The 27,000-nt window shown below is 39.4% G+C and carries 23 protein-coding genes; 14 read left to right on the top strand and 9 right to left on the bottom strand.

The annotated features are described in order from the left end of the window. The 4 genes from ATS76_RS08630 (at position 1) to ATS76_RS08615 (ending at position 3,576) form a co-directional block, all read left to right on the top strand. Positions 1 to 675 (top strand): response regulator transcription factor, encoded by a 675-nt coding sequence (locus ATS76_RS08630; RefSeq protein ID WP_058551804.1) that lies wholly within the window; start codon positions 1 to 3, stop codon positions 673 to 675. Beyond that, positions 669 to 2,006 (top strand): ATP-binding protein, encoded by a 1,338-nt coding sequence (locus ATS76_RS08625; RefSeq protein WP_058551803.1) that lies wholly within the window; start codon positions 669 to 671, stop codon positions 2,004 to 2,006. The genes ATS76_RS08630 and ATS76_RS08625 overlap by 7 nt, the downstream gene beginning before the upstream one ends. Further along, positions 1,993 to 2,403 carry a hypothetical protein gene (locus ATS76_RS08620; protein WP_058404387.1) on the top strand — a complete coding sequence of 137 codons (411 nt, stop codon included), beginning with the start codon at positions 1,993 to 1,995 and terminating at the stop codon, positions 2,401 to 2,403. The genes ATS76_RS08625 and ATS76_RS08620 overlap by 14 nt, the downstream gene beginning before the upstream one ends. A gap of 102 nt (positions 2,404 to 2,505) precedes the next feature. Beyond that, positions 2,506 to 3,576, top strand: coding sequence for a flavin monoamine oxidase family protein (locus ATS76_RS08615; RefSeq protein WP_058551802.1), 1,071 nt, complete (start codon positions 2,506 to 2,508; stop codon positions 3,574 to 3,576). Between the two features lie 38 nt (positions 3,577 to 3,614). Here the strand turns inward: ATS76_RS08615 and ATS76_RS08610 are convergent, their stop codons facing one another. Then, positions 3,615 to 4,649: an AI-2E family transporter gene (locus ATS76_RS08610; protein ID WP_008127717.1), complete on the bottom strand. Its 1,035-nt coding sequence runs from the start codon at positions 4,647 to 4,649 to the stop codon at positions 3,615 to 3,617. Positions 4,650 to 4,819: 170 nt separating this feature from the next. Here ATS76_RS08610 and ATS76_RS08605 point away from each other — a divergent pair, with 170 nt between their 5' ends. Together ATS76_RS08605 and ATS76_RS08600 are read left to right on the top strand one after the other, a co-directional pair. After that, positions 4,820 to 5,710: a TIGR01777 family oxidoreductase gene (locus tag ATS76_RS08605; protein WP_058551801.1), complete on the top strand. Its 891-nt coding sequence runs from the start codon at positions 4,820 to 4,822 to the stop codon at positions 5,708 to 5,710. 140 nt (positions 5,711 to 5,850) lie between these two features. After that, on the top strand, positions 5,851 to 7,014 hold the full coding sequence (locus ATS76_RS08600) for a GGDEF domain-containing protein (protein ID WP_058551800.1): 1,164 nt from the start codon (positions 5,851 to 5,853) through the stop codon (positions 7,012 to 7,014). Positions 7,015 to 7,120: 106 nt separating this feature from the next. On the opposite strand, the gene ATS76_RS08595 is transcribed toward ATS76_RS08600, so the two are convergent. Together ATS76_RS08595 and ATS76_RS08590 are read right to left on the bottom strand one after the other, a co-directional pair. Further along, positions 7,121 to 9,670 (bottom strand): glycoside hydrolase family 3 protein, encoded by a 2,550-nt coding sequence (locus ATS76_RS08595; RefSeq protein WP_058551799.1) that lies wholly within the window; start codon positions 9,668 to 9,670, stop codon positions 7,121 to 7,123. Beyond that, the gene (locus ATS76_RS08590) at positions 9,670 to 10,944 is read right to left on the bottom strand and encodes a sugar MFS transporter (protein WP_058551798.1); all 1,275 of its coding nucleotides are present in this window, start codon (positions 10,942 to 10,944) and stop codon (positions 9,670 to 9,672) included. Before ATS76_RS08590 ends, ATS76_RS08595 begins: the two co-directional genes overlap by 1 nt. A gap of 258 nt (positions 10,945 to 11,202) precedes the next feature. Between ATS76_RS08590 and ATS76_RS08585 the strand changes: the two genes are divergently transcribed. The 3 genes from ATS76_RS08585 to ATS76_RS08575 are packed head-to-tail and all read left to right on the top strand — an operon-like array spanning position 11,203 to position 14,970. Then, positions 11,203 to 12,531, top strand: a complete 1,329-nt coding sequence (locus ATS76_RS08585) for a GH1 family beta-glucosidase (protein ID WP_058551797.1) — start codon at positions 11,203 to 11,205, stop codon at positions 12,529 to 12,531. 53 nt (positions 12,532 to 12,584) lie between these two features. Continuing rightward, a complete protein-coding gene (locus tag ATS76_RS08580; protein ID WP_058551796.1) occupies positions 12,585 to 13,922 on the top strand; it encodes a glycoside-pentoside-hexuronide (GPH):cation symporter in 1,338 nt (445 codons plus the stop codon). Between the two features lie 43 nt (positions 13,923 to 13,965). Beyond that, positions 13,966 to 14,970: a LacI family DNA-binding transcriptional regulator gene (locus tag ATS76_RS08575; RefSeq protein ID WP_058551795.1), complete on the top strand. Its 1,005-nt coding sequence runs from the start codon at positions 13,966 to 13,968 to the stop codon at positions 14,968 to 14,970. Between the two features lie 49 nt (positions 14,971 to 15,019). Here ATS76_RS08575 and ATS76_RS08570 read toward each other — a convergent pair whose 3' ends face one another. Continuing rightward, entirely contained in the window at positions 15,020 to 15,688 is a 669-nt protein-coding gene (locus ATS76_RS08570; RefSeq protein WP_058551794.1) for a DUF2987 domain-containing protein, read from the bottom strand. Next, complete coding sequence (locus ATS76_RS08565; RefSeq protein WP_058551793.1) at positions 15,681 to 16,490, bottom strand: glucosaminidase domain-containing protein; 810 nt, start codon at positions 16,488 to 16,490, stop codon at positions 15,681 to 15,683. Before ATS76_RS08565 ends, ATS76_RS08570 begins: the two co-directional genes overlap by 8 nt. A gap of 169 nt (positions 16,491 to 16,659) precedes the next feature. Here ATS76_RS08565 and ATS76_RS08560 point away from each other — a divergent pair, with 169 nt between their 5' ends. Then, on the top strand, positions 16,660 to 17,952 hold the full coding sequence (locus ATS76_RS08560) for an anti-phage deoxyguanosine triphosphatase (RefSeq protein ID WP_058551792.1): 1,293 nt from the start codon (positions 16,660 to 16,662) through the stop codon (positions 17,950 to 17,952). A gap of 87 nt (positions 17,953 to 18,039) precedes the next feature. On the opposite strand, the gene ATS76_RS08555 is transcribed toward ATS76_RS08560, so the two are convergent. After that, complete coding sequence (locus ATS76_RS08555; protein WP_058551791.1) at positions 18,040 to 20,199, bottom strand: prolyl oligopeptidase family serine peptidase; 2,160 nt, start codon at positions 20,197 to 20,199, stop codon at positions 18,040 to 18,042. Positions 20,200 to 20,355: 156 nt separating this feature from the next. On the opposite strand from ATS76_RS08555, the gene ATS76_RS08550 reads away from it, so the two are divergent. After that, the gene (locus ATS76_RS08550) at positions 20,356 to 20,670 is read left to right on the top strand and encodes a DUF962 domain-containing protein (protein WP_058551790.1); all 315 of its coding nucleotides are present in this window, start codon (positions 20,356 to 20,358) and stop codon (positions 20,668 to 20,670) included. 79 nt (positions 20,671 to 20,749) lie between these two features. Here ATS76_RS08550 and ATS76_RS08545 read toward each other — a convergent pair whose 3' ends face one another. The 3 genes from ATS76_RS08545 to ATS76_RS08535 form a co-directional block, all read right to left on the bottom strand. Further along, entirely contained in the window at positions 20,750 to 21,754 is a 1,005-nt protein-coding gene (locus ATS76_RS08545; RefSeq protein WP_268795530.1) for a branched-chain amino acid aminotransferase, read from the bottom strand. 202 nt (positions 21,755 to 21,956) lie between these two features. Beyond that, positions 21,957 to 23,009, bottom strand: a complete 1,053-nt coding sequence (locus ATS76_RS08540; RefSeq protein ID WP_058551789.1) for a fatty acid desaturase family protein — start codon at positions 23,007 to 23,009, stop codon at positions 21,957 to 21,959. Next, positions 23,006 to 24,049, bottom strand: a complete 1,044-nt coding sequence (locus tag ATS76_RS08535) for a ferredoxin reductase (protein WP_058551788.1) — start codon at positions 24,047 to 24,049, stop codon at positions 23,006 to 23,008. Before ATS76_RS08535 ends, ATS76_RS08540 begins: the two co-directional genes overlap by 4 nt. Positions 24,050 to 24,450: 401 nt before the next feature. On the opposite strand from ATS76_RS08535, the gene ATS76_RS08530 reads away from it, so the two are divergent. The 3 genes from ATS76_RS08530 to ATS76_RS19015 all read left to right on the top strand — a co-directional run bounded on the left by ATS76_RS08530 (position 24,451) and on the right by ATS76_RS19015 (position 26,982). Next, positions 24,451 to 25,614: a PQQ-dependent sugar dehydrogenase gene (locus tag ATS76_RS08530; protein WP_058551787.1), complete on the top strand. Its 1,164-nt coding sequence runs from the start codon at positions 24,451 to 24,453 to the stop codon at positions 25,612 to 25,614. A gap of 143 nt (positions 25,615 to 25,757) precedes the next feature. Further along, positions 25,758 to 25,937, top strand: coding sequence for a DUF6435 family protein (locus ATS76_RS08525; protein ID WP_010557371.1), 180 nt, complete (start codon positions 25,758 to 25,760; stop codon positions 25,935 to 25,937). A 448-nt stretch (positions 25,938 to 26,385) separates the two neighbouring features. Then, positions 26,386 to 26,982, top strand: a complete 597-nt coding sequence (locus tag ATS76_RS19015) for a DUF998 domain-containing protein (RefSeq protein ID WP_082664334.1) — start codon at positions 26,386 to 26,388, stop codon at positions 26,980 to 26,982. Positions 26,983 to 27,000: the final 18 nt, after the last annotated feature.

Raw genomic sequence — 27,000 nt, 5'->3', positions numbered from 1 at the left:
ATGCGAATCTTAGTTATTGAAGACGATCTACATTTAGCAGACAACTTACGTAATGCACTAGAAAAAGAGCGTTACAGCGTAGACTTATGCCACGATGGTGAAGCGGGTTTATTTCATATCACTGAATACCCTTTAGATATGGCTGTTGTTGATTTAGGCTTACCCAAAATAGACGGTATCGAGTTAATTAATAAAGCCCGTGCGCAAGGTGTAACAATTCCAATTTTAATTTTAACAGCACGCGACCGTTGGCAAGATAAAGTTGAAGGCCTAGACGCCGGTGCAGACGACTATCTAACAAAGCCTTTTCATGTTGAAGAATTAATTGCGCGTTGTAATGCACTCATTCGTCGCAGTGCCGGTAAAGCCAATCCAGAAATGACAGCAGGCCCTATAAAAATTCATACGCGTTCGCAACAAGTATGGGTAGACGACAAAGAGCTAAGCTTAACGGCATACGAGTACAAAGTACTTGAATACCTTATGGTTAACCCACAAAAAGTGATTTCTAAGTCTGAACTTACCGAGCATATTTACGATCAAGATTTCGATCTTGACTCAAACGTAATTGAAGTATTTGTATTACGTCTGCGTAAAAAGTTAGACCCAGAGGGTGTATTAAACCCAGTTGAAACGTTGCGTGGCCGTGGTTACAGGCTTAAAAGCCAGTGGTAGGACCGCAAGTATCACTAAAAATAAGGCAAGGATTTATCCTTGTCTTTGTTTTATTGGTGGCACTACCAATTTTATTTTACTCAATTGGTAAAGCGTATTACGCATCCCTCGTCGAGGCCACAGAAAAAACGCTAGAAGCACAACTCTACTCTCTCATCTCTGAAGTAGACTTCACTGAGCATGGCATAATTATGCCAAGCACCATATTAGCTCCCGAGCTTAACAGACTAAACTCTGATACTTACGCGATGATTTACCGAGATGATGAGTCAATTTGGCATTCAGAGTCAGCGGTTAATGTAGACTTTGTCCCCCAGCAAATAGAAACAAAAGCGGGTGCCGCCGATTTTAGGCGTGTTGAATATAAAAATACTGTTTATTGGCAGCTAAGCTTAACGGTTATTTTAAATAATATTGACCAATCTGAACAAGCTCGCTTTATTTTAGTAAAACGCAACGACGCTCTACTTCGTTTAATGGACGGTTTTAAACAAACCTTAGTTGAGTGGATGTTTGTAATGGGTATAGCCATTACAGCTTTAATGGCGGTTGGTTTTATTTGGAGTGCACGCCCACTTCAGCGCTTAGATAAAGAAATAAAAGCCATTGAGTCTGGCGATATTCAAGAAATCAAAGGGCTTTACCCAATAGAATTACAAACTATAAAAGCCGATTTAAACCTGTTACTTGAATCCCAGCAACGACAAAAAGAACGCTACAGAACATCGCTCAGCGATTTAGCGCATGCTCTTAAAACGCCGCTTGCCGTGCTTAAATCAAGCCCGCTTGCAAATGATGCAGACGCCCAAGAACAGTTAGACCGTATAAATGTGATGATCGAACATCAATTAAAACGAGCCGCCACTGGCGCGTCAGACACATGGAAGAAACAAACACCCATAAAACCTGTTATTGACTCAATACTTAGTGCAATGGCTAAAGTTTATCGCGACAAAGACATTATTTTTGATTGTATAGTCTCTGATAAAGACTACTTTTTAGGTGACCAAACTGATTTAATGGAGCTGTTAGGCAATTTAATCGACAATGCTTGTAAAGCCTGTCGTTCGCAAGTGACCGTGCAAGTAGTGCAAAGTAAAACGTTATGTATAGGTATAAGCGATGATGGCCCAGGTGTTCCAGAGGATAAGCGTGAATCATTACTTAAACGCGGCACACGCCTGGATACTTATCAAAATGGGCATGGCGTTGGAATGGCCATCGTGTCAGATTTAGTCACTTCGTATCATGGTACTTTGACCATAACCGAAGCTGATAAATTAGGCGGAGCACAATTTATATTAGAGTTTAATTACAATGACAAAAAATAGTACCCATACAACTTTATTTGCTCTTTTGATACTTTTAATAAGTGTCAATGTGAATGCTAACGATGCTTGCCAATTACCCGACAAGCCAACGATGAATGAGTCCAAGCGCTACATCCAATGTCTTGATACCCAATTAGATAAAGCCAAACAAGAACAAGGAACCTGGGTACAAAAGCGTAAATATGAACTAGTACAATCTGAAGAAGCCACAGGCAATACGCAGGTACTCCAACTATTTATGCGTAGTATAAAAAACAACGAAAAGTACATTGAAAGCGCCTGCCAATGGCGATACATCTTACAACTTCCTAACGCAAAAGCAGCCGCTATAAGTTACAAACACTGTGAAATTCAGTTAGTTAACCAATTTACTGAATCATTAAAGCAACCTCTTTAACGCAAATTTACTTAACAACGAAGTTATAATTACACGCTTGACATTATTTAAGCTACAAAACAAACTACCTACCAGTAGATTGATTTAATTAATGAGTAGCTTATGACTAAACCTATACTAATTATTGGAGGCGGGCTTGCAGGGCTTTACGCCGCCACTAAATTGCATCAACGTAATATTGCGTTTTTATTAGTTGAAGCCAAAGCCCAGTTGGGTGGCCGGATTTATTGCGAAGGCTCACTGAGCGCTAGCAATACGGGATTTGACCTTGGCCCTACCTGGATTTTCCCTCATCAACCTAAAATTCAGTCATTAGCTAAATCACTCAATTTAACACTGTATGAACAGTACAACCAAGGCGACGTGCTATACCAAGCACCAAATCAAACTGCTCAACAAATTCCAGGCGCTGGGGATATGCAACTGTTTAGGCTGAAATACGGCATGACCACGCTAATAAATAAACTTTACAAGCAATTACCTGCAAAATCAGTGTTATTAAATCACTCAGTCACTGAACTCACAAAAACACATAAAGGCTGGCATTTAACAATAAATAATAATGGCCAAACAGTGCACTACGACGCAAATACTGTGATCATTGCCCTGCCTCCACGCATGATCACTCAACATTTAACGCCCGAGCTCTGGGCAAGTCAAAGGCTCATTAATCGTTTGAATACCACACCTACTTGGATGGCGGGACAGGCTAAATTTGTAGCCACTTTTGATCACGCTTTTTGGCGAGAACGCAATCTATCTGGGCAATGTTTTAGCCGAGTAGGACCTATGGTTGAAATCCATGATGCGAGTGCAGATAACAACAAGCATGCTGCTTTATTTGGCTTTATCGGCGTACCTTATTCAACTCGCAGTAAAGTTACCAAAACACAATTAGTAGAAGCCTGTATTAGCCAACTAACCTATTTTTACGGCGAAGCCGCTAAAAGCCCTACACAGTGTTTTATAAAAGATTGGGCTGAGGATGAATTTGTTGCCAATAGCGACGATAAAACACAACCTTCGCAACACCCAGAGTTTAATTTTAGTGAATTAACACCTGAGCTAAAAGAGTTAAATATTCATTTAGTCGGAAGTGAATTTGCAAACAAAGAAGCCGGTTATTTAGAGGGAGCACTTAACGCTGTTGATGACGCATTAAGTGCTATATAGAATTTTAAATGGGGCATAGAGTTAATAAATGCTAGAAGTTAACGCATCGCGCTATCTTCACCACTGCCTAATAATGTAGCAACCCATTTACCTTCTATGCTTGTTTCAAGGCCTATTTTAACAATCATTGTTAATGGAACAGATAAAAGCATACCCACTGTACCAAGTAGCCACCCCCAAAATATTAAAGATAAAAATACAACAAGGGTTGATAGGCCAAGCCCTTTACCTAAAAACTTAGGCTCTACAATGTTGCCCATCACAGTGTTTATTGTTAAGTAACCCGCAGCTACCATACCTGCAATTAGAGGGCCTTGAGTTATTAAGGCAAGTAACACGGCAGGCACAGCTGCAATAATCGACCCAATATTCGGAATGTAATTAAACATAAATGCTAAAACACCCCATAATATAAAGTAGTCAACATTTAGGACCCACAAGTAAACAGACACAATAATACCGGTAGCTAAACTCACGAGTGTTTTTATAGCCAAGTAAGAATTAATTGATTCTAAAAAACGGTCAATTTGCTTCATTTTACTGTCGGGATCTTCAAGAGCCATGTGTATTTTATTACTTAGCAGTGGGCCTTCAAACAGCATAAAAATAACCGTTAAGATTATTAAAAACATGTTTGCCATTACGCCACCAAGCCCTGTCAGCATGTTAGTTGCTACATCAACCATTTTGCCTGGGTCAAACATCGAAATGAGTTGTTCTTTATTAATTAAAATATTGTACTGGGAGGCGAGGTCTACAAGCCAAATAAACTCTTCTTTGAGTTGGGCTTTATATTCAGGAAGCTGCTGAGAAAAATCATTAATGGACTGGCCAACTAAGCCACCTAAGCTGACTCCAAGCCCAACAATAATTAGCACCACAAGCATCACTGCAATGCCTTTAGGAATTTTATAACGTGCAAAAAATTTAATTAGTGGATTACAAATAATGGCAATAAATGCCGCTAATATGAAAGGAATAACAATGACACTTGCTGATTTGATCCCTGCCAATACCACTACTAAAGCAGCAAAAACAATTAAGCTTTTATTTACACCCGTTAAACCTGCCACTTTATTCATCCTTTTATTTGTAATAAGGCCACAGTGTAAGGCAAAACCTAATGAAATGAAATAATTACGAAGTGATCATAACCCTTAGTCGTTCGTATAAAGTTCAAAAGCTAAGTGCTAGTGAGTATAAATTTAAAACACTTGCTACAATTATAATTTAAGGATTCAACATGCATATTTTTGTTACAGGTGCCACTGGGCTAATTGGCCAACATTTATGCCCTTTTTTAGAGCACCACAACACGGTTACCGTGCTTAGCCGCAATACCACAAAAGCACATGTTTTATTGGGTCATAAAATAAAGGCTGTCACTAACATAAGCGATGTTGATTTTAATACCGTTGATGTTGTTATTAATTTAGCAGGTGAGCCCATAGTTAATAAACGTTGGAGCGATAAACAAAAACAAATCATACGCGATAGCCGCATTAATTTAACGCAGCAAATTAGCCATGCTATTGCAACAAGTACCACTCCACCTCATACGTTCATATCAGGCAGCGCTATTGGCTATTACGGCAGACAAAGCAATAAGCGTATTGATGAAACCTTTACTGATCCCCACGACGAATTTAGCCACCAACTGTGTAATGATTGGGAAAACGTCGCATTAAAAGCACAGTCTGAAAAAACACGAGTGTGCCTATTACGAACCGGCATTGTGTTAGCTAAAAAAGGCGGTGCGTTGAGTAAAATGCTTCCTGCATTTAAATTGTGTTTAGGCGGACCAATAGGTGATGGCGAGCAAGGCATGTCGTGGATTCATATAGACGACATGACACAACTTATTTTATACATAATGAAACACCCTGAAATTTCGGGTCCAATTAATGCCGTTGCACCAAACCCAGTTAGCAATGCAGAATTTAGTAAACGCTTGGGTAATGCGTTATCTCGCCCTGCTTTTATGCCCATGCCTGCATTTGTTTTAAAGGTATTAATGGGCGAAATGTCTGATTTACTTACTACGGGGCAATTTGTCCTACCCACTAAAGCGCAAAAACATAACTATCGTTTTCATTATGAAACCGTTAAATCGGCCTTAGATAATTTGGTTTAGCTGGTGTTAATTATCCTCAACGTATACTCTGTCCAATAACAACATGGGTAACTAGTACTATTTACCCATATTGACCTTTCATGATTAATACATAATACTTAAGTTAGTCAGACACAATTACCTAATAAAAGCGAAAATGAATGCTACACCTGCCTACTGTGATTGGTCTCTCTTTTACACTTAACCTACTAATAGGGTTGTTTTTTTTATCTGTTCATAATTACAAAAAACAATCTGCTTTTTTAATTTTTGGTTTAGCGTGCATTGCATTTTCATTTGCTGAACTACTCGCATGTTTAAAACTAATACTTAATTTTCCTTTTATTACGAGTTATTTAGCGAATATTTTTATAATACTCAGCCCATTTTTAATTATTCTGGGACTACATAAATACAAATACAGCAAACCTTTAAACTTACGCCCTATTTACTATTTGCTACTTTTTACCGCTGTAATTTTATTATCTGTGTATCCTTACTCCGCGGCACAAATGGTAACGAGCTTTATTATTGCAGGGTTATACTTATTTTCTGCTTACATCATTAGCACTATGAGCTTTGTTGCAACCTTACAAAAAAAGGCATTAATTACCTGCTTTTTAATCCATAGCTTGCTTATGTTTATTCAAACAGTGCTGCTTGCTTTACCTATTTTAAGCCTAAGCGATACAACCTATTTAGAACCATTAGAGCTTATTTTAAGTAGTCATTTAATTTTAGCCACTTGCAGTGCATTATTACTCCCTTATTTATTAGCATCTAATACAGAACATACGCTTGCCAGCATTGCTAATACCGACGTGTTAAGTCAGCTATTTAACCGCCGTGGTTTTTTTACAAAAGGAAAAAACGCGTTAAGTTTGCCACTTTACCAAAACAAAAGCGTGTCACTTATTTTGCTCGATATTGATTTTTTCAAACGCGTTAACGACACCTATGGGCACGAAGCTGGCGATCAGGCAATAAAGTGGATAGCGCAGCATGTGAAATCACAATTTTTGAATGAAGAAATATCAGCCCGAATCGGTGGCGAAGAGTTTGCCATACTGTTACCAGACTGCTCATTAAGTGATGCCAGAAATAATGCCGAAGAACTACGCGAAAGCATAAGCTGTTATCCATTTTATTACGAGGGACACGATATAAATTTATCGGTGAGTGCAGGCGTAAGTAGCGCCATAAACGGTGAGCTGACTATAAAAGAATTATTAGCCAACGCCGATAAACGACTGTACCTTGCTAAAGAAACAGGCCGCGACAAAGTAGTTACCTACGATGAAAAAAGCCTACTTTTACAAGCTTAATTACCAATAGAAGCATATTTATTGGTGTATTTGAATCATAAAAAAGCCCTTCAATGAAGGGCTTTACTACACACAACAATTTATTTCTAATTAATTTGGCACACTCTTATTCACACTTAAGCGTTGCTTCATCTACTTTGTTTGGTACAAATTGAATATCTGATACCGATACTGACGCTTCACCGGAACTGTGCAAACTAAATGGACTTGTTAAGCTTGCAAAGTTTACGCCTTTATCAGCAAAGCATTTAAGGTCAATCGATACTGACTGCCATTTGCTTAGTAAACTAGTATCTACCACGTTAGAGAGGTTAATACTTTCACCACATTCACCCGAACACATTGCAAGTGAAAGTTCATTGCCAAGCGGTTGATTAAGCTTTATATCAAAACTAATAACACCATTTGCTTCAACATAAGTAATGGTATCTTCAGCAAAGCTCGTTACTATTTCAGCACTCGCTTTTTCGCTTCCGTCAAAGTTAAACTGGCGCGCATCTTCTTGTACAACCTTATCTTCTGTTCGGTATTTTATAGCGCCAAATTCATGGGTGCTGCTCGACACATCTAATAGTTCATCACCTGATTTGAGCAATAAACGCCATGGTGCTACCGGTGCTCCCACTAAAATATCCATACTCGTTAGTGATAAATTATCTAATTGCGAGTTTTCATCTAAATTATCGGCTAGTACATTTTTATCGCCATAGGTTAAACCAAAGCCATACGGTAATAACGGCGAGTAATCTTTATCTCCCTTATTAACAGTTGTTTGAACTGCCGTTTTAGGCCATGAAAAAGACAGCTTGCCTTTAAAGTTGTGTTTAATACTGCCGTCGGCTCCTTTTAGTAGTACATCAGCAACACCGCCGCCTTCAGTACCAGGTAACCATGCGGCGACAAACGCATCAGATGCATTAAGTTCACTATTTACCCACATTGGGCGACCAGAAATAAACACAGAAACAACTTTTATTCCTTGTGCTTTTAATGATTTTAACAACGCTAATGATTTTTTATTGCCGCGCTCAAATTCAAGGTTATCTCTGTCACCATGGCCTTCCGCGTAAGGCTCTTCACCAAATACAACAATGGCTACATCTGGGCGCTGCTCAAACGCGCCATCATCACTGAGAGTTACTTTACCACCAGCTGCCGTAACTTGCGCTTCTAAGCCTTTATAAATTGATGTAGCTCCCGGGAAATCAGCATTTTTATTGTTAGTCCCCTGCCAAGTAATACTCCACCCACCAGACTGTTTACCGATATTATCGGCACCGTCGCCGGTGATCAGTACATGTTGATTTGGCGCAAGCGGCAATAAGTCATTTTTATTTTTAAGTAATACCAGTGACTCACGAACTGCTTGTCGTGCTACTTCACGGTGTTGTTGTGCGCCAATTAATTCTGTTTTTCCTGAATATAAGCGGTTAGCTGGGCTTGGTTTGTCAAATAAGCCCGCACGCAGCTTAACGCGCAGTACACGTGCTACAGCGTCGTCAATACGTGCCATGCTAATCTCACCAGAGTTCACTTGAGCAATGGTATTTTCGTATAGTGGTTTCCAAGCGCCCGTTGGCACCATAAATATATCTAGCCCTGCATTAATAGCTTGTGGGCAGCTTTCGTTGGTACAGCCCTTTATTTGTCCATGTCCATTCCAGTCACCAACAACAAACCCGTCAAAACCCATGCGTGTTTTTAATACATCGGTCAGTAAATATTTATTACCGTGATTTTTAACACCGTTCCAACTGTTAAACGACGCCATTACAGACTGACTACCAGCCGATAATCCACCCACATAACCTTGTGCATGAATATCAAATAACGATTGCTCACTATCGATATTGTTACCTTGATCATCGCCATCAACAGTGCCGCCATCACCTAAAAAGTGCTTAACAGTACTAATTACTCGTTTATCACTTAAAAAGTCTTCATCGGCTTTACCTTGTAAGCCATTTACAATAGCTGCTGAATACTCACGCACTATTGCAGGGTCTTCAGAATATCCCTCATAGGTTCTACCCCAGCGATCGTCACGCACAACTGCAACGGTTGGCGCAAAAACCCAATCAATACCTGTAGCCATAACTTCTACCGCGGTAACAGCTGCAATTTGTTCAATTAGGTCAGGATTATTAGCCGCACCCAAACCAATATTATGTGGAAATAATGTAGCACCAATCACGTTATTATGACCATGTACTGCATCTGTTCCCCACATAGTAGGAATTTTACTACCGTCTATTGAATCATCAATGGACGCTTGATACATTTTTTCAGCAAGGGCAACCCAATCTTGTGGAGTGGCATGTTTATCCCCATTAGGAAACGCCCCTCCACCATTTAAGTAAGAACCAAAACCGTATTTACGCATGTCCTCTACGGTAATATCACGTATTTCAGGCTGAATCATTTGCGCTACTTTTTGCTCAAGCGTCATTGAGTTTAGATAGCTGGCTATTTGCGATTCAATCTCAGCCTCTTTTTTTACAGCTATATTAAGCTTTGGCCATATTTGTTCAGCACTAGCGTACGCTTTAGCACTATCAGCTTGATTAGTATTGTCGTTTGAACAAGCAGTTAATGTGGTCACTGAAGCAACCAATGTTGCTAATGCAATTTTATTAAGCGTAAAACGTGTGTTCATTATAAAGTCTCCTTAGCTTGAACGGGTTTGCTGCCACTTAAGCCGTAAAATACGATGAATAGATAACATAAAATTGGTAAAGCATACGAAAGTTGAACCCCAACACTATCAGCAAGTGCACCTTGTAAAAGCGGCACAATTGCACCGCCTACAATTGCCAAACACAAAATGCCCGAACCTTGCGCTGTGTGCTTGCCTAAGCCATTTAGTGCAAGGCTAAAAATAGTAGGAAACATAATGGAGTTAAATAATCCAACTAATAATATTGACCACATGGCTAATTGTCCCGATGTGCTCATGGCAATAACCACTAGAATAATAGCCATGGTTGCATTAAAACCAAGCACTTTACCGGCGGGAAGTTTTTGCATTACAGCCGCGCCAATAAAACGCCCAACCATTGCACCGCCAAAGTAATAGGTAATGTAATGAGCCGCGACATGTTCTTTTAATCCAGCAATATTTTCTTGCGCTAAAAAGCTAACTAAAAAACTACCAATAGCAACTTCCGCACCCACATACATAAATATGCCTACCGCACCCAAAACAAGGTGGCGATACTGCCATGCGCTCCCTTCAATAGTGTCTGATTTCTCGGCAGCTTCTTTTTGCTCGCTCATAATGTCTGGTAGTTTGAGCCATGCAAAAATACCCGCTAACGCAATTAACATTGCAGCAAGAATTAAATAAGGAAGTTGAACCGACTCTGCATTTTGCGCAGGTGTTAAAAAAGCATCTGAGGCAGAGCCTAGTATAAGTAACGCCCCAAATGTTGGCGCAACGGTAGTACCAAGCGCATTAAATGCTTGCGTTAATGTTAGACGAGAAGACGCTGTTTTTTCAGGTCCCAACAAGCTTACATACGGATTGGCAGATACTTGCAATAACGTGATTCCGCTTGCTAGCACAAATAGCGCAAATAAAAATACAGGATAATTGTGCATTTGAGCCGCTGGGTAGAATAATACACAACCTACTGCGGCGATAAGCAAGCCAACAACAATACCCTGCTTGTAACCTAGCTTTTTAACTATGTGACCGCTGGGTATAGACATTAAAAAGTAAGCACCAAAAAAACAAAATTGCACAAGCATAGCCTGCACGTATGTTAAATCGAATACCGCTTTTAAATGCGGGATTAATATATCATTTAGGCAGGTAATAAAACCCCACATAAAAAATAGCGTTGTTAACGATGTAAGTGCAAAACCATAATTATTACCGCCTGTGTTTTGCGATTGTGTGTGTGATGTCAGTGGTGCTGAACTAGCCATGTGCTCTCCGCAATTTATTATTATCGTTAACCTTCTATGGATTATTAATAAGTTGGCGGCTAAGCCATGCTATTAAAGAGTTGACCTGAAGGTTAATTAACATTAATCTTAAAAATGTAAGCGCTTTCACAGCTAATTAAATACGAACATGTAACATAATTCAACAATTTTTATTTTTTTATCAAGTCCAGAGTCAGCTACGAGACAGTCAATATCGGCGCTAAAAGTGCAATTTAGGTTTTAAAAGGTTTGTAACTAATGACTAAAATATCTTTACCAACTTGTTCACCTCTATTAACAAAAGAGTTTATTTACGGTGTAGCAACAGCGTCTTTCCAAATAGAAGGAGGGTCAACACACCGACTGCCATGTATCTGGGATACCTTTTGTGATACGCCAGGTAAAATAGCTGATAACTCAAATGGGCATGTTGCATGTGATCATTACAATAATTGGAAACAAGACATTGATTTAATCGAGTCATTAGGAGTCGATGCTTACAGACTTTCTATCTCTTGGCCTCGTGTTATTACAAAAAATGGTGAGCTTAATCCTGAAGGCGTAAAATTTTACACCGACATATTAGACGAACTAAAAAAGCGCAATATCAAAGCGTTTGTCACGTTATACCACTGGGATTTACCTCAACACCTTGAAGATGAAGGGGGTTGGTTAAATCGAGAAACAGCTTATGCGTTTGCTCACTATGTTGATTTAATTACCTTTGCATTCGGTGACCGGGTGCATTCATACGCTACCTTAAACGAACCCTTTTGCAGTGCTTTTTTAGGGTACGAAATTGGCATTCATGCTCCCGGTAAAGTGGGTAAACAATACGGACGCAAAGCCGCTCATCATTTATTGCTGGCTCATGGCCTTGCAATGACCGTGTTAAAACAAAATTCACCGACGACTTTAAACGGTATCGTCCTTAATTTTACACCCTGTTACAGCATCTCTGAAAGCGCTGATGACATTGCGGCAACAGCGTTTGCAGATGACTACCTAAACCAGTGGTACATGAAGCCCATTATAAATGGTGCATACCCTGCCATTATTGAACAACTACCTTGTGAACATCTGCCAGATATTCACGATGGTGACATGGCAATTATTTCACAATCTATTGATTATTTAGGTATTAACTTTTATACCCGCCAATTCTATAAAGCCCATCCAACTGAAATTTATGAGCCAATAGAACCCACGGGGCCGCTAACCGATATGGGCTGGGAGATTTACCCTGAGTCGTTCACCGAGTTATTAGTCACGCTCAATAATACCTATGCCCTACCGCCTATTTTTATTACTGAAAATGGCGCAGCGATGCCCGACAGTTATAATAATGGTGAAATCAATGATGTAGATCGATTAGACTACTACAACAGTCACTTAAACGCTGTTCACAATGCAACAGAACAAGGTGTAAGAATTGACGGCTATTTTGCCTGGAGTCTAATGGATAATTTTGAATGGGCGGAAGGCTACTTAAAAAGATTTGGCATTGTTTACGTAGATTACAGCACACAGCAACGTACTATAAAAAATAGTGGCCTAGCCTATAAAGCATTAATCTCAAATAGATAATAAAACGTATTTATTAACGCAATTAAAAAAACATAAAGCGAGATAAAGCAACCATGGTTAGTGTAAAAGAAAAAATAGCCTACGGATTAGGCGACACCGCCAGTAATATTATTTTCCAAACGGTAATGATGTTCTTAATGCTTTACTATACCGACGTGGTGGGCTTATCCCCCGCCGTTGTTGGTACTATGTTTTTAGCTGTTCGCATTTTTGACGCCGTAACCGACCCCCTAATGGGCAACCTAGCTGATAAAACACATACTCGATGGGGGCATTTTCGCCCTTATCTACTATGGCTTGCGCTCCCTTTTGCCATGATTAGTATTTTAGCGTTTACTACACCCGACTTAGAAGGCACTGACAAAATAATCTATGCCTTTAGCACCTATACCTTACTGATGGTTGCTTACACTGCCATTAATATACCTTATTGCGCACTCGGTGGCGTGTTAACCGCAGACGCAAAAGAACGTGTCACTATTCAATCGTACCGTTTTGTATTTGGAATGCTCGGGGGTGTAATTGTTGCTGGGTGCACCATGCCAATGGTTGAATACTTTGGCCAGGGCGATAACGCTAAAGGTTACCAGCTAACCATGACCGCCATGAGTATTTTAGGCCTTGTGCTGTTTTTACTTTGCTTTTTAGGCACCAAAGAACGTATTCAGCAACCCAAGGAACAAAACATTCCTTTTGCTAAAAGCATTCAAGCGCTCATAAAAAACGATCAATGGCGTACCTTGTGCATCGCTGCATTTTTCTTACTAACTGGTCAAGTGCTTAGGCTAACTTTGGCGGTTTATTACGTAAAATACTACCTAGGCAGGGAAGATTTAATAACCCTATTCATGACCCTAGGTGTGGTTGCCAGTATGGTAGGTTGCGCTGTTGCACAGCCATTAGCGGCGCGTTTTTGTAAAATAAAAGCCTACATAAGTTTACAGCTTATCGCTGCAACTATTTGTGGATTTAGCTATTTTATTAGTAGCGATCAACTCGTTTTGGCGTTTGCTGCTTTTATTTTGTGGAAATTCTTTTTAGATATGGCGACCCCACTCCTATGGGCAAAAATGGCTGACACCATTGATTATGGCCACAAGGTAACGGGTTTACGAATTACAGGCCTAGTCTACTCGGGTGTTATATTTTTTATTAAGATGGGTGTAGCTGTTGGTGGGGCTATTGCTGGTTGGCTATTATCATTTTACAGTTACCAGGCTGATGTCACGCAAACAATAAGTACTCAGCAAGGAATTTTACTGTCGTTTACTGTGCTACCAGCCCTAGGATCCCTTTTTGTAGCATACACAATGAAAAAATATACATTAACTAACCAGGTTGTTGAAAATATTCAATCAAAGCTAACTACAGTTAACAACACTAAGGTATGATTTAGCTGAATAAGTTAAGGGTGAAAGCGAGTCAATAAGTAACATGGCAACAATTTATCAAGTATCAGAGCTTGCAGGTGTATCGTTAGCTACCGTTTCTCGGGTAATGAACAAAAATACAAAAGTAAGCGATAAAACAACTAAAAAAGTACTCGATGCAATGCAAACATTGGGTTACAAACCTAATTCAATAGCCCAATCCTTAGCATCAAATTGTACTAACAGTGTGGGTATTTTAGTATCTGAATTACATGGTCCTTTCTTCGCTCAAATGATGGCGGGGATTGAGTCTGAGCTAAGAGCTGCAGGTAAACACGTTATTATCACAACCGGCCACAGTGAAGAAGACAAAGAAAAAGAAGGCATCGACTTTTTAATTAGCAGGCGCTGCGACGCCATAATTTTACATGTTGAAGCAGTGACTGATGACTACTTAATATCGCTCAGTAAAGGCACAACTCCGGTTTATTTAATGAGCCGCTACGTGCAAGAACTCAAAGACAACTGCATTAGCTTAGATAACAAGTTAGGCGGATATTTAGCAACTAAATCAGTACTAGAACAAGGCCATACCAAAATTGCTTATATTGCAGGTCCTCAGTTTAAAGCCGATGCTGCAAATCGTTTGGCAGGTCATAAACAAGCCCTTGAAGAAGCTAATATAACCTTTGACCCATCGCTCTATTTTGAAGGTGATTTTAACGAAACCGGGGGAAGTTCAGCGCTTGAGCATCTGATGAATAAAAACCTAAGCTTTACCGCCTTAGTATGTGCCAACGATGAGATGGCGTCGGGTGCGATGAAATATGCCCGTGAACACGGCTACCATTTGCCTAACGATTTATCAATTGTTGGTTTTGATAATGTAATATTTGCAAACTACCTCTACCCTACACTAACAACAATCGATAACCCGGTTGCTAAAATGGGTGAAATGGCTGCAAAGCTTGTTCTAAAAGATGTATACCAAACCAAAAATATCGAAATAAACCGTTTTTTTGAGCCTACGCTAATGCAGCGCGACTCCTCTGCTCCTCTTAAAATTTAAAAAAGCGGCTAATGCCGCTTTTTTTAATAGTTCATTGCAACGTTTACTGTTACTTTGCAATCCATGGGGTTACTTTTAGTACATTACTAATATCACCAAACGACTGCTCATCCTCTTCCCAATTATCGTCAACATCAAAGTAACAAATCGATTCCTCACACGTCACGTTTTCATCATTAATGTTTATTGGATTTTTAAAGGTAACAGCCACGCCCTTTTGTTCAGGTAATAAAAACCACATTAATTTACTAACAAAAAAACCAGACAAATCAGTTAGCAATTCATCCAACTCATCATTAATGGTATATAACGCATGTTTTGAAAAGGCTAAATCGTCAAACTCGTTAGCTTCTATTTGTAGCTTTAACTGACAATCATGTTCAGGGTTTTGTGGCTCTATCACAATAACGGCTTTATCTGAATCAAGTTGTTTATCAAAAGGTAGCAACAGCTGCGCACTGTCCGTAAAGTTAAGTGGGTACTCGTTATTTTCTGTTAAAATGGTTCCGTTTTTTATTGCACATGCCTCGTTAGTTGCAATATCGCTTATATAAAAGTTAACGCGAGCATATTGAAAATCCCCTTTATTAACTACTTTTAAACGGTCATAAAAACCATCGTACGACATTACAAACTCTCTGGCATTGGCGCTAAATGCACTAGAGCCCAACAAAAAAAGTAAACTCGCGTAAAAACAACCTGTCATGTATTTATTCATCAAAGTAAGCTCTGTTTTGTCTGATCATCGTATTTAATTCTTCTATATATGCCTCACCTCGCTCAGAGTAAGACATTAAACCATGGGTTAACTTGGTTGCTAATACTGGTTTTTGTTCACGGCGCAGGTTTTCACGTATGCCTCGTAACTCTTTGTAAGCGCCGTGGGTATTTATATTTCTGAAATAAGAGCTTACTGCAGCACGCACCGATTGAAATGCAGCGACTTCGTGTGCTGCGCCAGTGTTACGACGCTTTGGCACCATGCCGCAACCTTTTGAGTAACACCACTGACCGAAAAAATTCAGACCAATTCGCGCAAACCGAGAGGTCCCCCAAGCTGACTCATTTGCAGCTTGCATTAATGCCATTTCTTTAGGAATAATATCAACACGGCGCAAAGCCTGAGTTAGCACAAGTGTGTTAACCGTTTCAGGTAAGCCATATTGTTTAAGGATTTTTACAATATCTTTGTTTTGTTTCTCTTCAAGCGATAGGTTGTTTTCAAGCATCATACGGGCTATTTCTAGCTTGGCACGTTGTTGTAATATTTTTTTATTTTCAGCCTCAACATGAGGGCGAATAAAATCAAAAAATGCACGTTTTTTCTCTTTTACATCGGTAAATTCAGAAAATTTAGGCAACGTGACATTGTGTAACGGCTTTTCTTTTTTCTTCACTTTTTTAGCTTGTTCACTGGTGATTTGATCTACGCTATCGGTTTCATCACTTTGTACAAACGGATACGCAAGCGCCCATATAAAAAGGATGGCTAACAAAAACTGAAAGATAATCTTAAGCATGTATTGTCTCATTCAAACAACTATTTATGTATGGTAACTACACACACATACGAACCTTCATTATACCTAAGCCACTATATAAACGCGAATTACAAAAATATGTTCATTCGCAATTTATAAGTGCATGGGTATACTAAGCACTAAACAGGTTAAATAGTGGTTTAGCAGTATGGACAAAGTTTGGCAAAGTAGAATAATAGAGCAATATAAACACAGACCTAACGACAACCGTTCACCTTGGCAGGTTGACCGCTCAAGAATCATTCATGCCGCTGCGTTTAGGCGCTTACAAGCTAAAACACAAATTATGGGGATTGGCCTAAACGATTTTTATCGTACCCGCCTTACCCATTCGTTAGAGGTGTCACAAATTGGCACAGGTATTTTAAGGCATTTAAAAGCACAGCACAGTGATTTTAGCCATTTCCCATCAACCGGTTTACTCGAAACACTTTGCCTAGCTCACGATATTGGCCACCCACCCTTTGGCCATGGGGGTGAAATTGCCCTCAATTATATGATGCGAAACCATGGTGGCTTTGAGGGAAATGCACAAACCTTACGCATCGTTGCCAAGCTAGAGCCATACAGTAATGGCTATGGTATGAACCTTACACGCCGAACATTACTGGGGTTTATTAAATACCCAGCGTTTATAAACGAGTTGTGGCACACCATACCCGACACTCATAACACAAGTGCGTTTATTAAAGCCGATGATTGGCGCCCAGCAAAAGGGTTATACCAAGACGACGCACACATATTTAACTGGATTGTTGAACCATTAAGCCAAAACGACAAAACACTATTAAACACCCACGCAACAATAGATAAGCACCGTGCCAAAACGCTATATAAATCACTCGACAGCGCCATAATGGAACATGCCGACGATATAGCTTACGCCGTGCACGATTTAGAAGACGCCATTGCAACTCATGTTTTAACATTAGATGACTGGCAAACACATGCATTACCTCACTTGCAAGCGCTTAATTTTGACTGGCTGAATACCTTGCTTGAAACGTTAACATCTCGACTTTTTTCAAAAAATGATTTTGAACGAAAAGACGCCATAGGTGAGCTGGTGAACACCTTCATCATTCATATTCATTTAGACATACAACACGAGGCATTTGAATGCCCTATTTTAAAATACACTGCCAAGCTCCACCCAGAGTATGAAAACGTGCTACAAATACTCAAGCACTTTGTATTTCAACGCTTAATTCGCGACCCTGAAATGCAACAAATTGAGTTTAAAGGGCAAAACTTACTCATTGAATTGTTTACCGCGTTTGCAAGCGATCCGCTTCGTTTATTACCCGAAACCACGCAAGCACAGTATATTGAAGCGCAAAAGCACAACCAAGGTATGCGCATTATTTGTGACTACTTAAGTGGCATGAGTGATGAATACGCATATAAAACCTATCAGCGATTATTTTTGCCAGCGCAGTAGTCAAGCATTAGGTTTTTGGAGAGTCAGACATAAAAAATAAGCCGAGTAAATTTACTCGGCTTATTTATTTTTAAACGTATGCGCGTTTTATAACTCTTTAACCCCCATGTTGTATAACGTAAAGCCAAACATATCTGCGTATAAATCTATAACCTTGCTGGTTGGTGTACCTGCACCATGGCCTGCATTAGTTTCAATGCGGATCAGCGTAGGGTTGTCACCAGCCTGCTTAGCTTGTAATTCAGCGGCAAATTTAAATGAGTGTGATGGCACCACACGATCATCATGATCACCGGTTGTTACCATAGTGGCTGGATATTCAACGCCTGCTTTAACATTGTGAAGTGGCGAGTAAGCTTTAATATATTCAAACATTTCTTTACTTTGCTCACTAGTACCGTAATCGTATGCCCAACCAGCGCCCGCTGTAAATGTATGGTAACGAAGCATATCAAGTACACCTACGGCCGGTAATGCAACTTGAAATAAGTCAGGGCGCTGTGTCATAACCGCACCGACTAATAAACCACCATTTGAACCACCGCGCAGTGCTAAACGCTTTTTAGAAGTGTACTTTTTATCTTTTAAGTACTCTGCCGCGGCAATAAAGTCGTCAAACACGTTTTGTTTTTGCATTTTTGTACCAGCGTTATGCCAGTCTTTACCGTATTCACCACCACCACGAATATTAGCAACGGCATACACCCCACCTTGCTCAAGCCAAAGCGCATTAATAGGGCTAAAACTTGGTGTTAAACTTGCGTTAAAACCACCGTAACCGTATAAGATGGTTGGGTTTGAACCGTCTAATTTTATACCCGTTTTATAAGTAATGATCATCGGCACTTTTGTACCGTCTTTAGAGGTATAAAAAACTTGCTCAGAGGTGTAATCAATACTGTTGAAATCGATTGCCGATTCACGATAAACCTTTGACTCGCCTGAACTTACATCAAACGAAAAAGTAGTCCCTGGAGTTTTATAGTTAGTAAACGAGTAATAAAGCGTTGATTGATCTTTTTTACCACGAAAACCACGTGCACTCCCTACGCCGGGTAAGTTAATTTCACGTATTAACTCACCTTGCTTATTATATTGTTTAACATGCGAAATGGCATCAACCATGTAATTAGCAAAAAAAGTATCTCCGCCTTTACTTAGGCTAAGAACGTTATCGGTTTCTGATATAAAGTCGACCCAATTTTCAGGCGCTGGGTTATTTGCATTTACCGTGACCACTTTTTTATTGGGTGCGTTTAAATTTGTAACTAAGTAAAGCTTTTCGCCGTCGTTATCAATTACAGAAGTATCTGAATCTGAGTTACCAACAACAGTAACAAAATCACTATTTTCTTTACTTAAGTCTTTTATAAACAGTTTGTTTCCAGACGTTGAAACACTGGCAGAAATTAGCAAGTATTTGCCATCATGTGTCAGATCGGCGCCAACGTAACGATGCTTTTGCGCCTCGCTGTCGCCAAATACAACACGATCGTCATCCTGCGATGTACCCAAAGCATGATAATACACTTTATGTTGATCTGTTTTAGCCGATAGTTCACTGCCTTTTGGTTTATCGTAGCTTGAGTAATAAAACCCTTCGTTACCTAACCAATCAATACCACTAAATTTCACATCAACTAAAGCTTGCTCTACTTGCTCTTTAGTGTGTGTATCAATAACAATAATTTCACGCCAATCACTGCCCCCTTCAGAAACTTGATACGCTAATAAACTACCATCTTTAGAAAAAGATAAACCCGACATAGACGTTGTACCGTCGTCGCTAAATTTATTAGGATCTAAAAATACCTCTGGCGCTTCATCGCCTTTGCTGCGATATAAAACATATTGATTTTGTAAGCCATCGTTTTTGTAAAAGTAGGTGTAGCCGCCCTCCTCAAATGGCGCACCTATTTTTTCGTAATTCATCAGCTTTTTAAGGCGCTCTTTTAGCTTGTTTCTGTAAGGGATTTGTTCTAAGTATGAAAAAGTAGCCGTATTTTGCGCTTTTACCCAATCAGCAGTCTCTGCACTCATATCGTCTTCTAACCAACGATAAGGATCTGCAACGTTTTCTCCAAAATAGGTATCAACTACATCACCTTTTTTGGTTTCGGGATACACGACTGAGTTAACTTGATTCATAGATGATTTTACTTCTTTTTGATCTGACGTATTGGTTGGCTCTGAACAGCCACTGAGTGCCAATAATACAGCACATGCAAGAGTACGTTTGAGTAACATAATTTGTGTTCTTTTTATTGATTAAGTAGTAGGAATAACTTATGAGTTTTTTAAGCTCATGTCTATTAAGATGCGTTAAGTGCCATTTATCGCTGTAAACAAGTGTAAACTTACGCTTTAATAGTAAAAACATACAATAAAAATAAAGCGTGATTTATGGAAAAACAAGAACCCACTTTCAACAGTTTTAAAGCTTTTTACCCTTATTATTTAAAGGAGCATCGCAACGTAACCTGCAGGCGTTTGCATTTTATAGGAAGCCTATTAGTACTTATGGTCATTATTACCGCATTATTAAGTAAAAAATATGCGCTATTGTGGCTGCTACCCGTTATTGGCTATGGCTTTGCGTGGGTTGGGCATTTCTTTTTTGAAAAAAACCGACCAGCTACGTTTAAACACCCATTTTATAGTTTGTGGGGAGACTGGGTTATGTTTAAAGATATACTAACCGGAAAAATAAAATTTTAATAAATTAATAAAGTTACTCGCACCAAAAAGCCACCTTAATTAGGTGGCTTTTTGGTGCGAGTAACGTGGGTATTTAACGCTATACCACTTTAGTTAACCATCCATGCTTGTCTTCGCTTTTACCCCATTGAATGTCGTTCAATGCTTGGCGCAAACGTGCCGTTGTTGGCCCAGGCTCTCCAGTGCCTACTTTATATTCTTTATCGTTATGAATAAACGTTCCCACTGCCGTTAAGACCGCAGCAGTACCTGAAAGCGCAGCTTCTGTGCCTGGTTTTGCAGCACGCTCTAAAAGTTCAGTCACTGTAAAATTACGTTCGCTTACAGTCATGCCTAAATCTTTAGCAATCGTTAAAATACTATTACGCGTTACGCCGTGTAAAAAGGTGGAGTCGAGCGCTTTGGTTATAATTTCGTTGCCATCAATCAAAATAAAGTTTGCAGCACCGGTTTCTTGTACATCACCACCTGGGCAAAATAATATTTGATCTGCTTGATACTGTTTACGTGCAGCGCTAATTGGGCCAAGAGCACTGGCGTAGTTACCGCCGCTTTTAACCATGCCCATATGCGGTGCACAGCGCATACCATCTTCTTCAAGTAACACACGTAATGCCGTAGCACCACCAGCAAAATAATCACCTACTGGCGAAAGTAAAGTGTACAACAATGAGCTCATTGAAGGAGCTGCCGCCTTACCAATTGCCGCTTCTGTGCCTATATGTGTTGGGCGAATATACATAGAGCCAGGCGGTAATGGGGTTTCATCGGCATATTGGCGCACAATATCAATAATCATCGTTTTAAGCATATCGCCATCAAAACTTGGCAAGCTTAAAAGTGCAGAGCTTTGCTGCATACGTGCTATGTTTGCATCCATTCTAAAAATATAAACAGACCCATCTTCATGACGAAATGCTTTTAAGCCCTCAAAACAGGTGCTTGAATAATGAAGAACGTGTGCACCAGCATGAAACTCAAGCTTATCGCATGGAACAACTGAGGTTTCGCCCCATTGATTATCTGAAAAACGAGCTTGAATCATCTGTGGCATAAACACAGTACCAAATGCGGCCATTTTAATCTCTCTTGTGTGGTCTATTTTTCTCCATTGTATGACAATCACGCCTCAATTAACCATAGCTAAAGTAACGGATTTTTAATTAACAATAAGAAAAAACCACACGTACTGTATGTTTATTAAACACAACTGCAAAAAACCGGCATATGCGCTTACACATGCCGGTTTATGTTTTAGCTTTTAAGGCGCTTAATGCACCCTATCACTATTTAAATGAGTATCTAATAATTCGCTTTAACACCGAGCCGTATTGTTTAAAAAATCCGCCAGTGTGATAATCAATACCGTGCTTTTGCATAACTGCCTGTACCTGGGGTGCTAGCTCTTGATATCGCGACGACGGCATATCAGGAAATAAGTGGTGCTCAATCTGGCAACTCAAATGGCCCGTTAAAATATGAAACCAGTTTGCCCCTTTAATATTAGACGAGCCCAATACTTGACGATAATACCACTGGCCTTGGGTTTCGTTTACGCAGTCTTGTTCTTTAAATGTTTCGGTTTCTTCGGTAAAGTGACCACAAAATATAATTGTCGATGTCCATAAATTACGAAGCAAATTTGCTACTAAATTACCCGCTAACACCCATAAAAACAGTGGCCCTGCAAGTAATGGGAAGATCACATAATCTTTAATTAACTGGCGAGCGCCTTTACTAAAAAAACGCTGCTTTAAAGTAGCATGCGATACACCCCCTTCACGATTTTCTTTCTTTTTACCTATAAAAACACGCTCTGCTGCCAGCTCATGGTATGACACACCCCACTGAAACAAGACACTTAAATTTATGTAAGTAAAAAACTGCCACACATTTTTAAAACGCCACTTAAAATCATCACTCAAACGTAACAACCCGTAGCCAAAATCACGGTCTTTTCCAATAATGTTAGTGTATGTGTGGTGCTCAAAATTGTGAACCCGATGCCAGCTTTGGCCATCGCAGGCTATGTCCCATTCGTATTGCTGAGAATTAAGCTGTTTGTCGTTCATCCAATCGTATTGACCATGCATAACATTGTGGCCAATTTCCATGTTATCGAGAATTTTAGCCAAAGCCAGTAACAAAACACCGGCAACCCAAAGTAAAGGCTGAATAAATCCAAGCATTAATAGTATTCGCCCACTCCACTCACATAGTCTTTGCTTTCGAACGACAGAGCGAATGTAGTCAGCATCTTTTTGCCCTACTTTAGCAAGCGTATTCATTTTTATAGTATCTAAATCGCTTGCAAGCTGATCAAAGTTTATGTTTTTCATAATTGTAACTCCAAATCACTCACCGGTTGGCTTATACAAAGTTGGATTAATTGCTCACCGTTGTCTGACATTTCACCTGTTTTTAAATTACGTACTATTCCCGACTTTTTAATACATTGGCACTGATGACAAATACCAATTCCGCAGCCACGCTTTACCGGTAATTTTTTAACTTCAAACTGGCTAAGAAGTACATCATTTCCTTCAACTATATGAGCTTGGCTGTTCACATTTACAGTAAACTGATCTTCATTGTTTACTTTGGGTAACGCTAAACCAAATGCCTCTTGGTAATAATTAAGATCATGTTTTTGAGCAAACGCTTGTACCGTTTGCATAAACCCTAGCGGCCCACAGCAATATATATCTGGATTCTCCCAATGTTGAATATTGCTAGTAATGTCGCTCGACTGCTCACGAGTTAATAATAAAAATGAAAAATGACTAAATTGTGTGGCTAATTCACGCAACTCATCAACACATTGATGTTCGCCCGATTTTGCGTAATACACTAAATTTATTGCTTTAGTTGTTTGCGCTAAATAATCGTCAAGCATTGCTAGCATCGGCGTTATACCAGATCCACCAGCTATTAATGTGGCAGGAGTATGTGTATTTTTAAATACAAACTCACCCGTTGCAGCAGATATGTTGCACCATGTTCCCGCTTTTGCTTTGTTCTTTAATAAACCGGTAAATCGTCCTTGTTCGCTAGTTTTAATTAACAAACGTATAAATCCCGTTTCGTTAAAATATTTAACGCTTGAAGCAACTGTAAAAACGCGCGTTAATAATCGTCCATTCATTTCAATGGTCAAACTAACATGCTGCCCTGCGGTATGTGCGGGCCATTGTTTGCTTGGTTTTAGCTGCAAACTCAAAAATTCACCATTTAATGATTCTGAACTCATTAGTTGCGCTCTAAATTGCCCTGCACGCCAAGCAGGTTTAAACACTTGCATTATTGGCTCTATGTAGCCTGCAAACGTTTGATGGTGTAAAAACCACGTTGAAAATTGGTTTAATGCCTGCGTAAACATTGTAATAAAATCTCCATATTGGTTTATTGCTCAATGGTTTGCACGAACTGGGTGTTAGCACAAATCAGAACCCTAACTATTTGAGCATACAAGTGTACGCTCAAACTTCAGCGCACAAGTGTACGCTGAAAATTCAAGTTTTCAACCCTAATAGAGTGTTTATTCCATTATTTTTGTTAAAAACTACGAACAAAAAACAAACTAAACTCAATTTATAAACGTATTTCAAAACTAAATAAAATATAAAAAATACTTTACTGAGTGAGCTAACTATTTCTAATACTGTGTGAGTGATATATGTAACTAGCTAAAATTAAAGAATTTTCACTTATCGCAACGCTTAGCAAATTTTTACAGCTCGTGCTAACGTAAACCTAATTTGATTAATTTTGGAAAATAACATGCTCAATATAAAATCAAAAAAATATACACATTCTTTTAAGGGTGCCGTGCTAACAGCCGCTTTATTGACGCTGCCTACAATGTCAGTAAATGCAGTTGATTTTAAAAAGCTGCCGAGTTTGCCGCTTAATGTAAAAGCAGTAGACGTTGCAGAAGGTGTAAGTATTCCTTGGGCAATCGAAGCACTATCAAATGGTGATTTATTAATTACAGAGCGAAGTGGAAAACTATTTTTATTACGTAAAAACACCTCAACGCTTATTCAGGTGAAGGGGCTACCTGATATAGATGCTAACGGTCAAGGCGGCTTACTTGATTTAGCACTGCATACCGATAATAAAAATAGTCAATGGCTTTACCTTACTTACTCAAGCGCTGAAGGCAAAGGCAATGGTAGTAACACTGCATTAATGCGCGCAAAATTAAGTGATGATCATACTCAGCTATTAGAGCCGCACGTTTTATACAAAGGTGAGCATAACAGCACAAAAGGTCAGCACTACGGCAGTCGCATTGTGTTTGATAAACAAGGTTATGTTTATTTTTCGATCGGGGATCGTGGTTCGCGCGACCTAAACCCGCAAGATCTTAGCCGTGATGGGGGCAAAATTTATCGTCTTCATTTAGATGGTCGTATTCCAACAGATAATCCCTTTGTTAAACAAACCGACGCTAAACACGCTGTTTGGTCATACGGACATCGAAACCCGCAAGGTATGTGGTTTGACGCTGAAAATAACCGTCTTTGGGCACATGAGCATGGTCCCCGAGGTGGCGACGAACTTAATTTAATAAAATCAGGATTAAACTACGGATGGCCAGTAGTTAGCTATGGCGTAAATTATAGCGGCACTTCGTTTACAGACCTGCAAACAAAAGACGGTATGCAATCGCCAACATCACAATGGACGCCATCTATAGCACCATCAGATATGCTATTCGTCACCAGCGACAAATACCCTAAATTAAAAGGTAAAGTGCTGTTATCGTCTATGAAGTTTTCGTTTTTAAGCGCACTTACGCTTGAAAACGATACGCTAAAAAGCCAAGAAAAAATATTAGAAGGCATTGGCCGCGTAAGAAGTTTAGCGCAAGGGAATGATGGTTACATTTACTTAGGCTTAGATGGCCAAGGTATTAAGCGCCTAGAGCCTGAGCTATAAAACCGTTAAGTAACCGCAGCATAGTAAATAATTCGCTTACCTTGTTTTAATTTACCAAGGTAAGCGCCTTACTGCAAAAAGAACTTTTTAGCTATTTGTAGCGTATGGTAGTGCTATCACTTTTATAAAATTAAGCGAGTCCCATGTTTTCGATATTCAAATCAGACCCTACAAAAAAGTTACGCAAAGAGTACGACGCCAAATTAGAGCAAGGCATGCAAGCTCAGCGTAAAGGCGACATTAAAAGCTACGCCATGTTAAGCGAAGAAGCCGAAAAAATCTGGAGTGAGATAGAAGCGCTTGAGGCTAAAAAAGCCAAGTAAATTCGTATTAAACGTGTTTGCCCGTTTCAAAAGCAGGTAGGCGCGTTTAGCAATTATTCATCACCTCCTTTTTACAGCTCCCTCCCGCAAAAAACCTACCTTTATAATAGTCTTACACAAACAATAGTATTTAAAGTAGTTACTTATATTACCGTTGCCATTTTTTAGAGCTGGTAAAATGGTTTAAAAAAGCTTTTGGTTTTTATTTTAAAACTTTAATTACTGCATTTACTAAAGCGATGGCGTTTTTCCTCCTAAGTCAGAAAGTGAGGACACTTTCCCCTTTTCTGCCTGTTGTTAATTAACAGCCCGACTTAAAGTTTAATACTCGCAATGTGTTACAGGATTTGTTATTAATATTAAAAATAAATAAGAGGACATACATTGCTCATAAAAAGAGGAAAGTGTCCTCTGATAAAGTTATTAGTTTTTCAAGGAGGATTTAGGTTTGAATAATCTTTTAGCCTACACGGGGATCGTTGCTTCGATATGGATTGTATTAGGTATTTATATTGCCTCTCGCTTTTATCCAAACTACAGCCATTCAAAACAGTTCTGTAGTGAACTCGGCGCTTTTGGTAGCCCTATTCAAAAATTGTCGCCTGCAATAAACAACTACCCTTTAGGTGCTCTGTTCGTTCTTTTTGGGTATTACTTAATTATTTCACACCAATCCCATCTACCAACCGAAGTTATCGGCGTTATGGTAATCATTCATGGTATATGTACTTGGATTTGCGGCTACTTCCCGATGGATGCCGACGCATACACAAAGTCACCTTCCCGAAGTTGCAAGATACACACGTGGTCAGGTTTAATTATGCTCCTTTCATTCATCGTTGCGCCACTGATAGTTACTTTTTCTAGTTTTTATCCTTTACCACTTCGGTATCTTTCCGCCTTTTGTATTTTGGGCTGCTTTTATTTTTCATTTAAATTAGCAAAAGCACTCGAACTTAAAAGTGTCCCTGGCCTTCACCAGCGGCTTAGTTATGGCTTTCAAATTCTGTGGTTGTTCATTTATTCAATCTTCGTGGTAGCATAATAACTAACAAACGCATTA

The sequence above is a fragment of the Pseudoalteromonas sp. 10-33 genome (genome assembly GCF_001469195.1).
Classification (GTDB): domain Bacteria; phylum Pseudomonadota; class Gammaproteobacteria; order Enterobacterales; family Alteromonadaceae; genus Pseudoalteromonas.
Note: the sequence above shows the minus strand (reverse complement) of the source record. Positions and strands in the feature narration are given on the sequence as shown.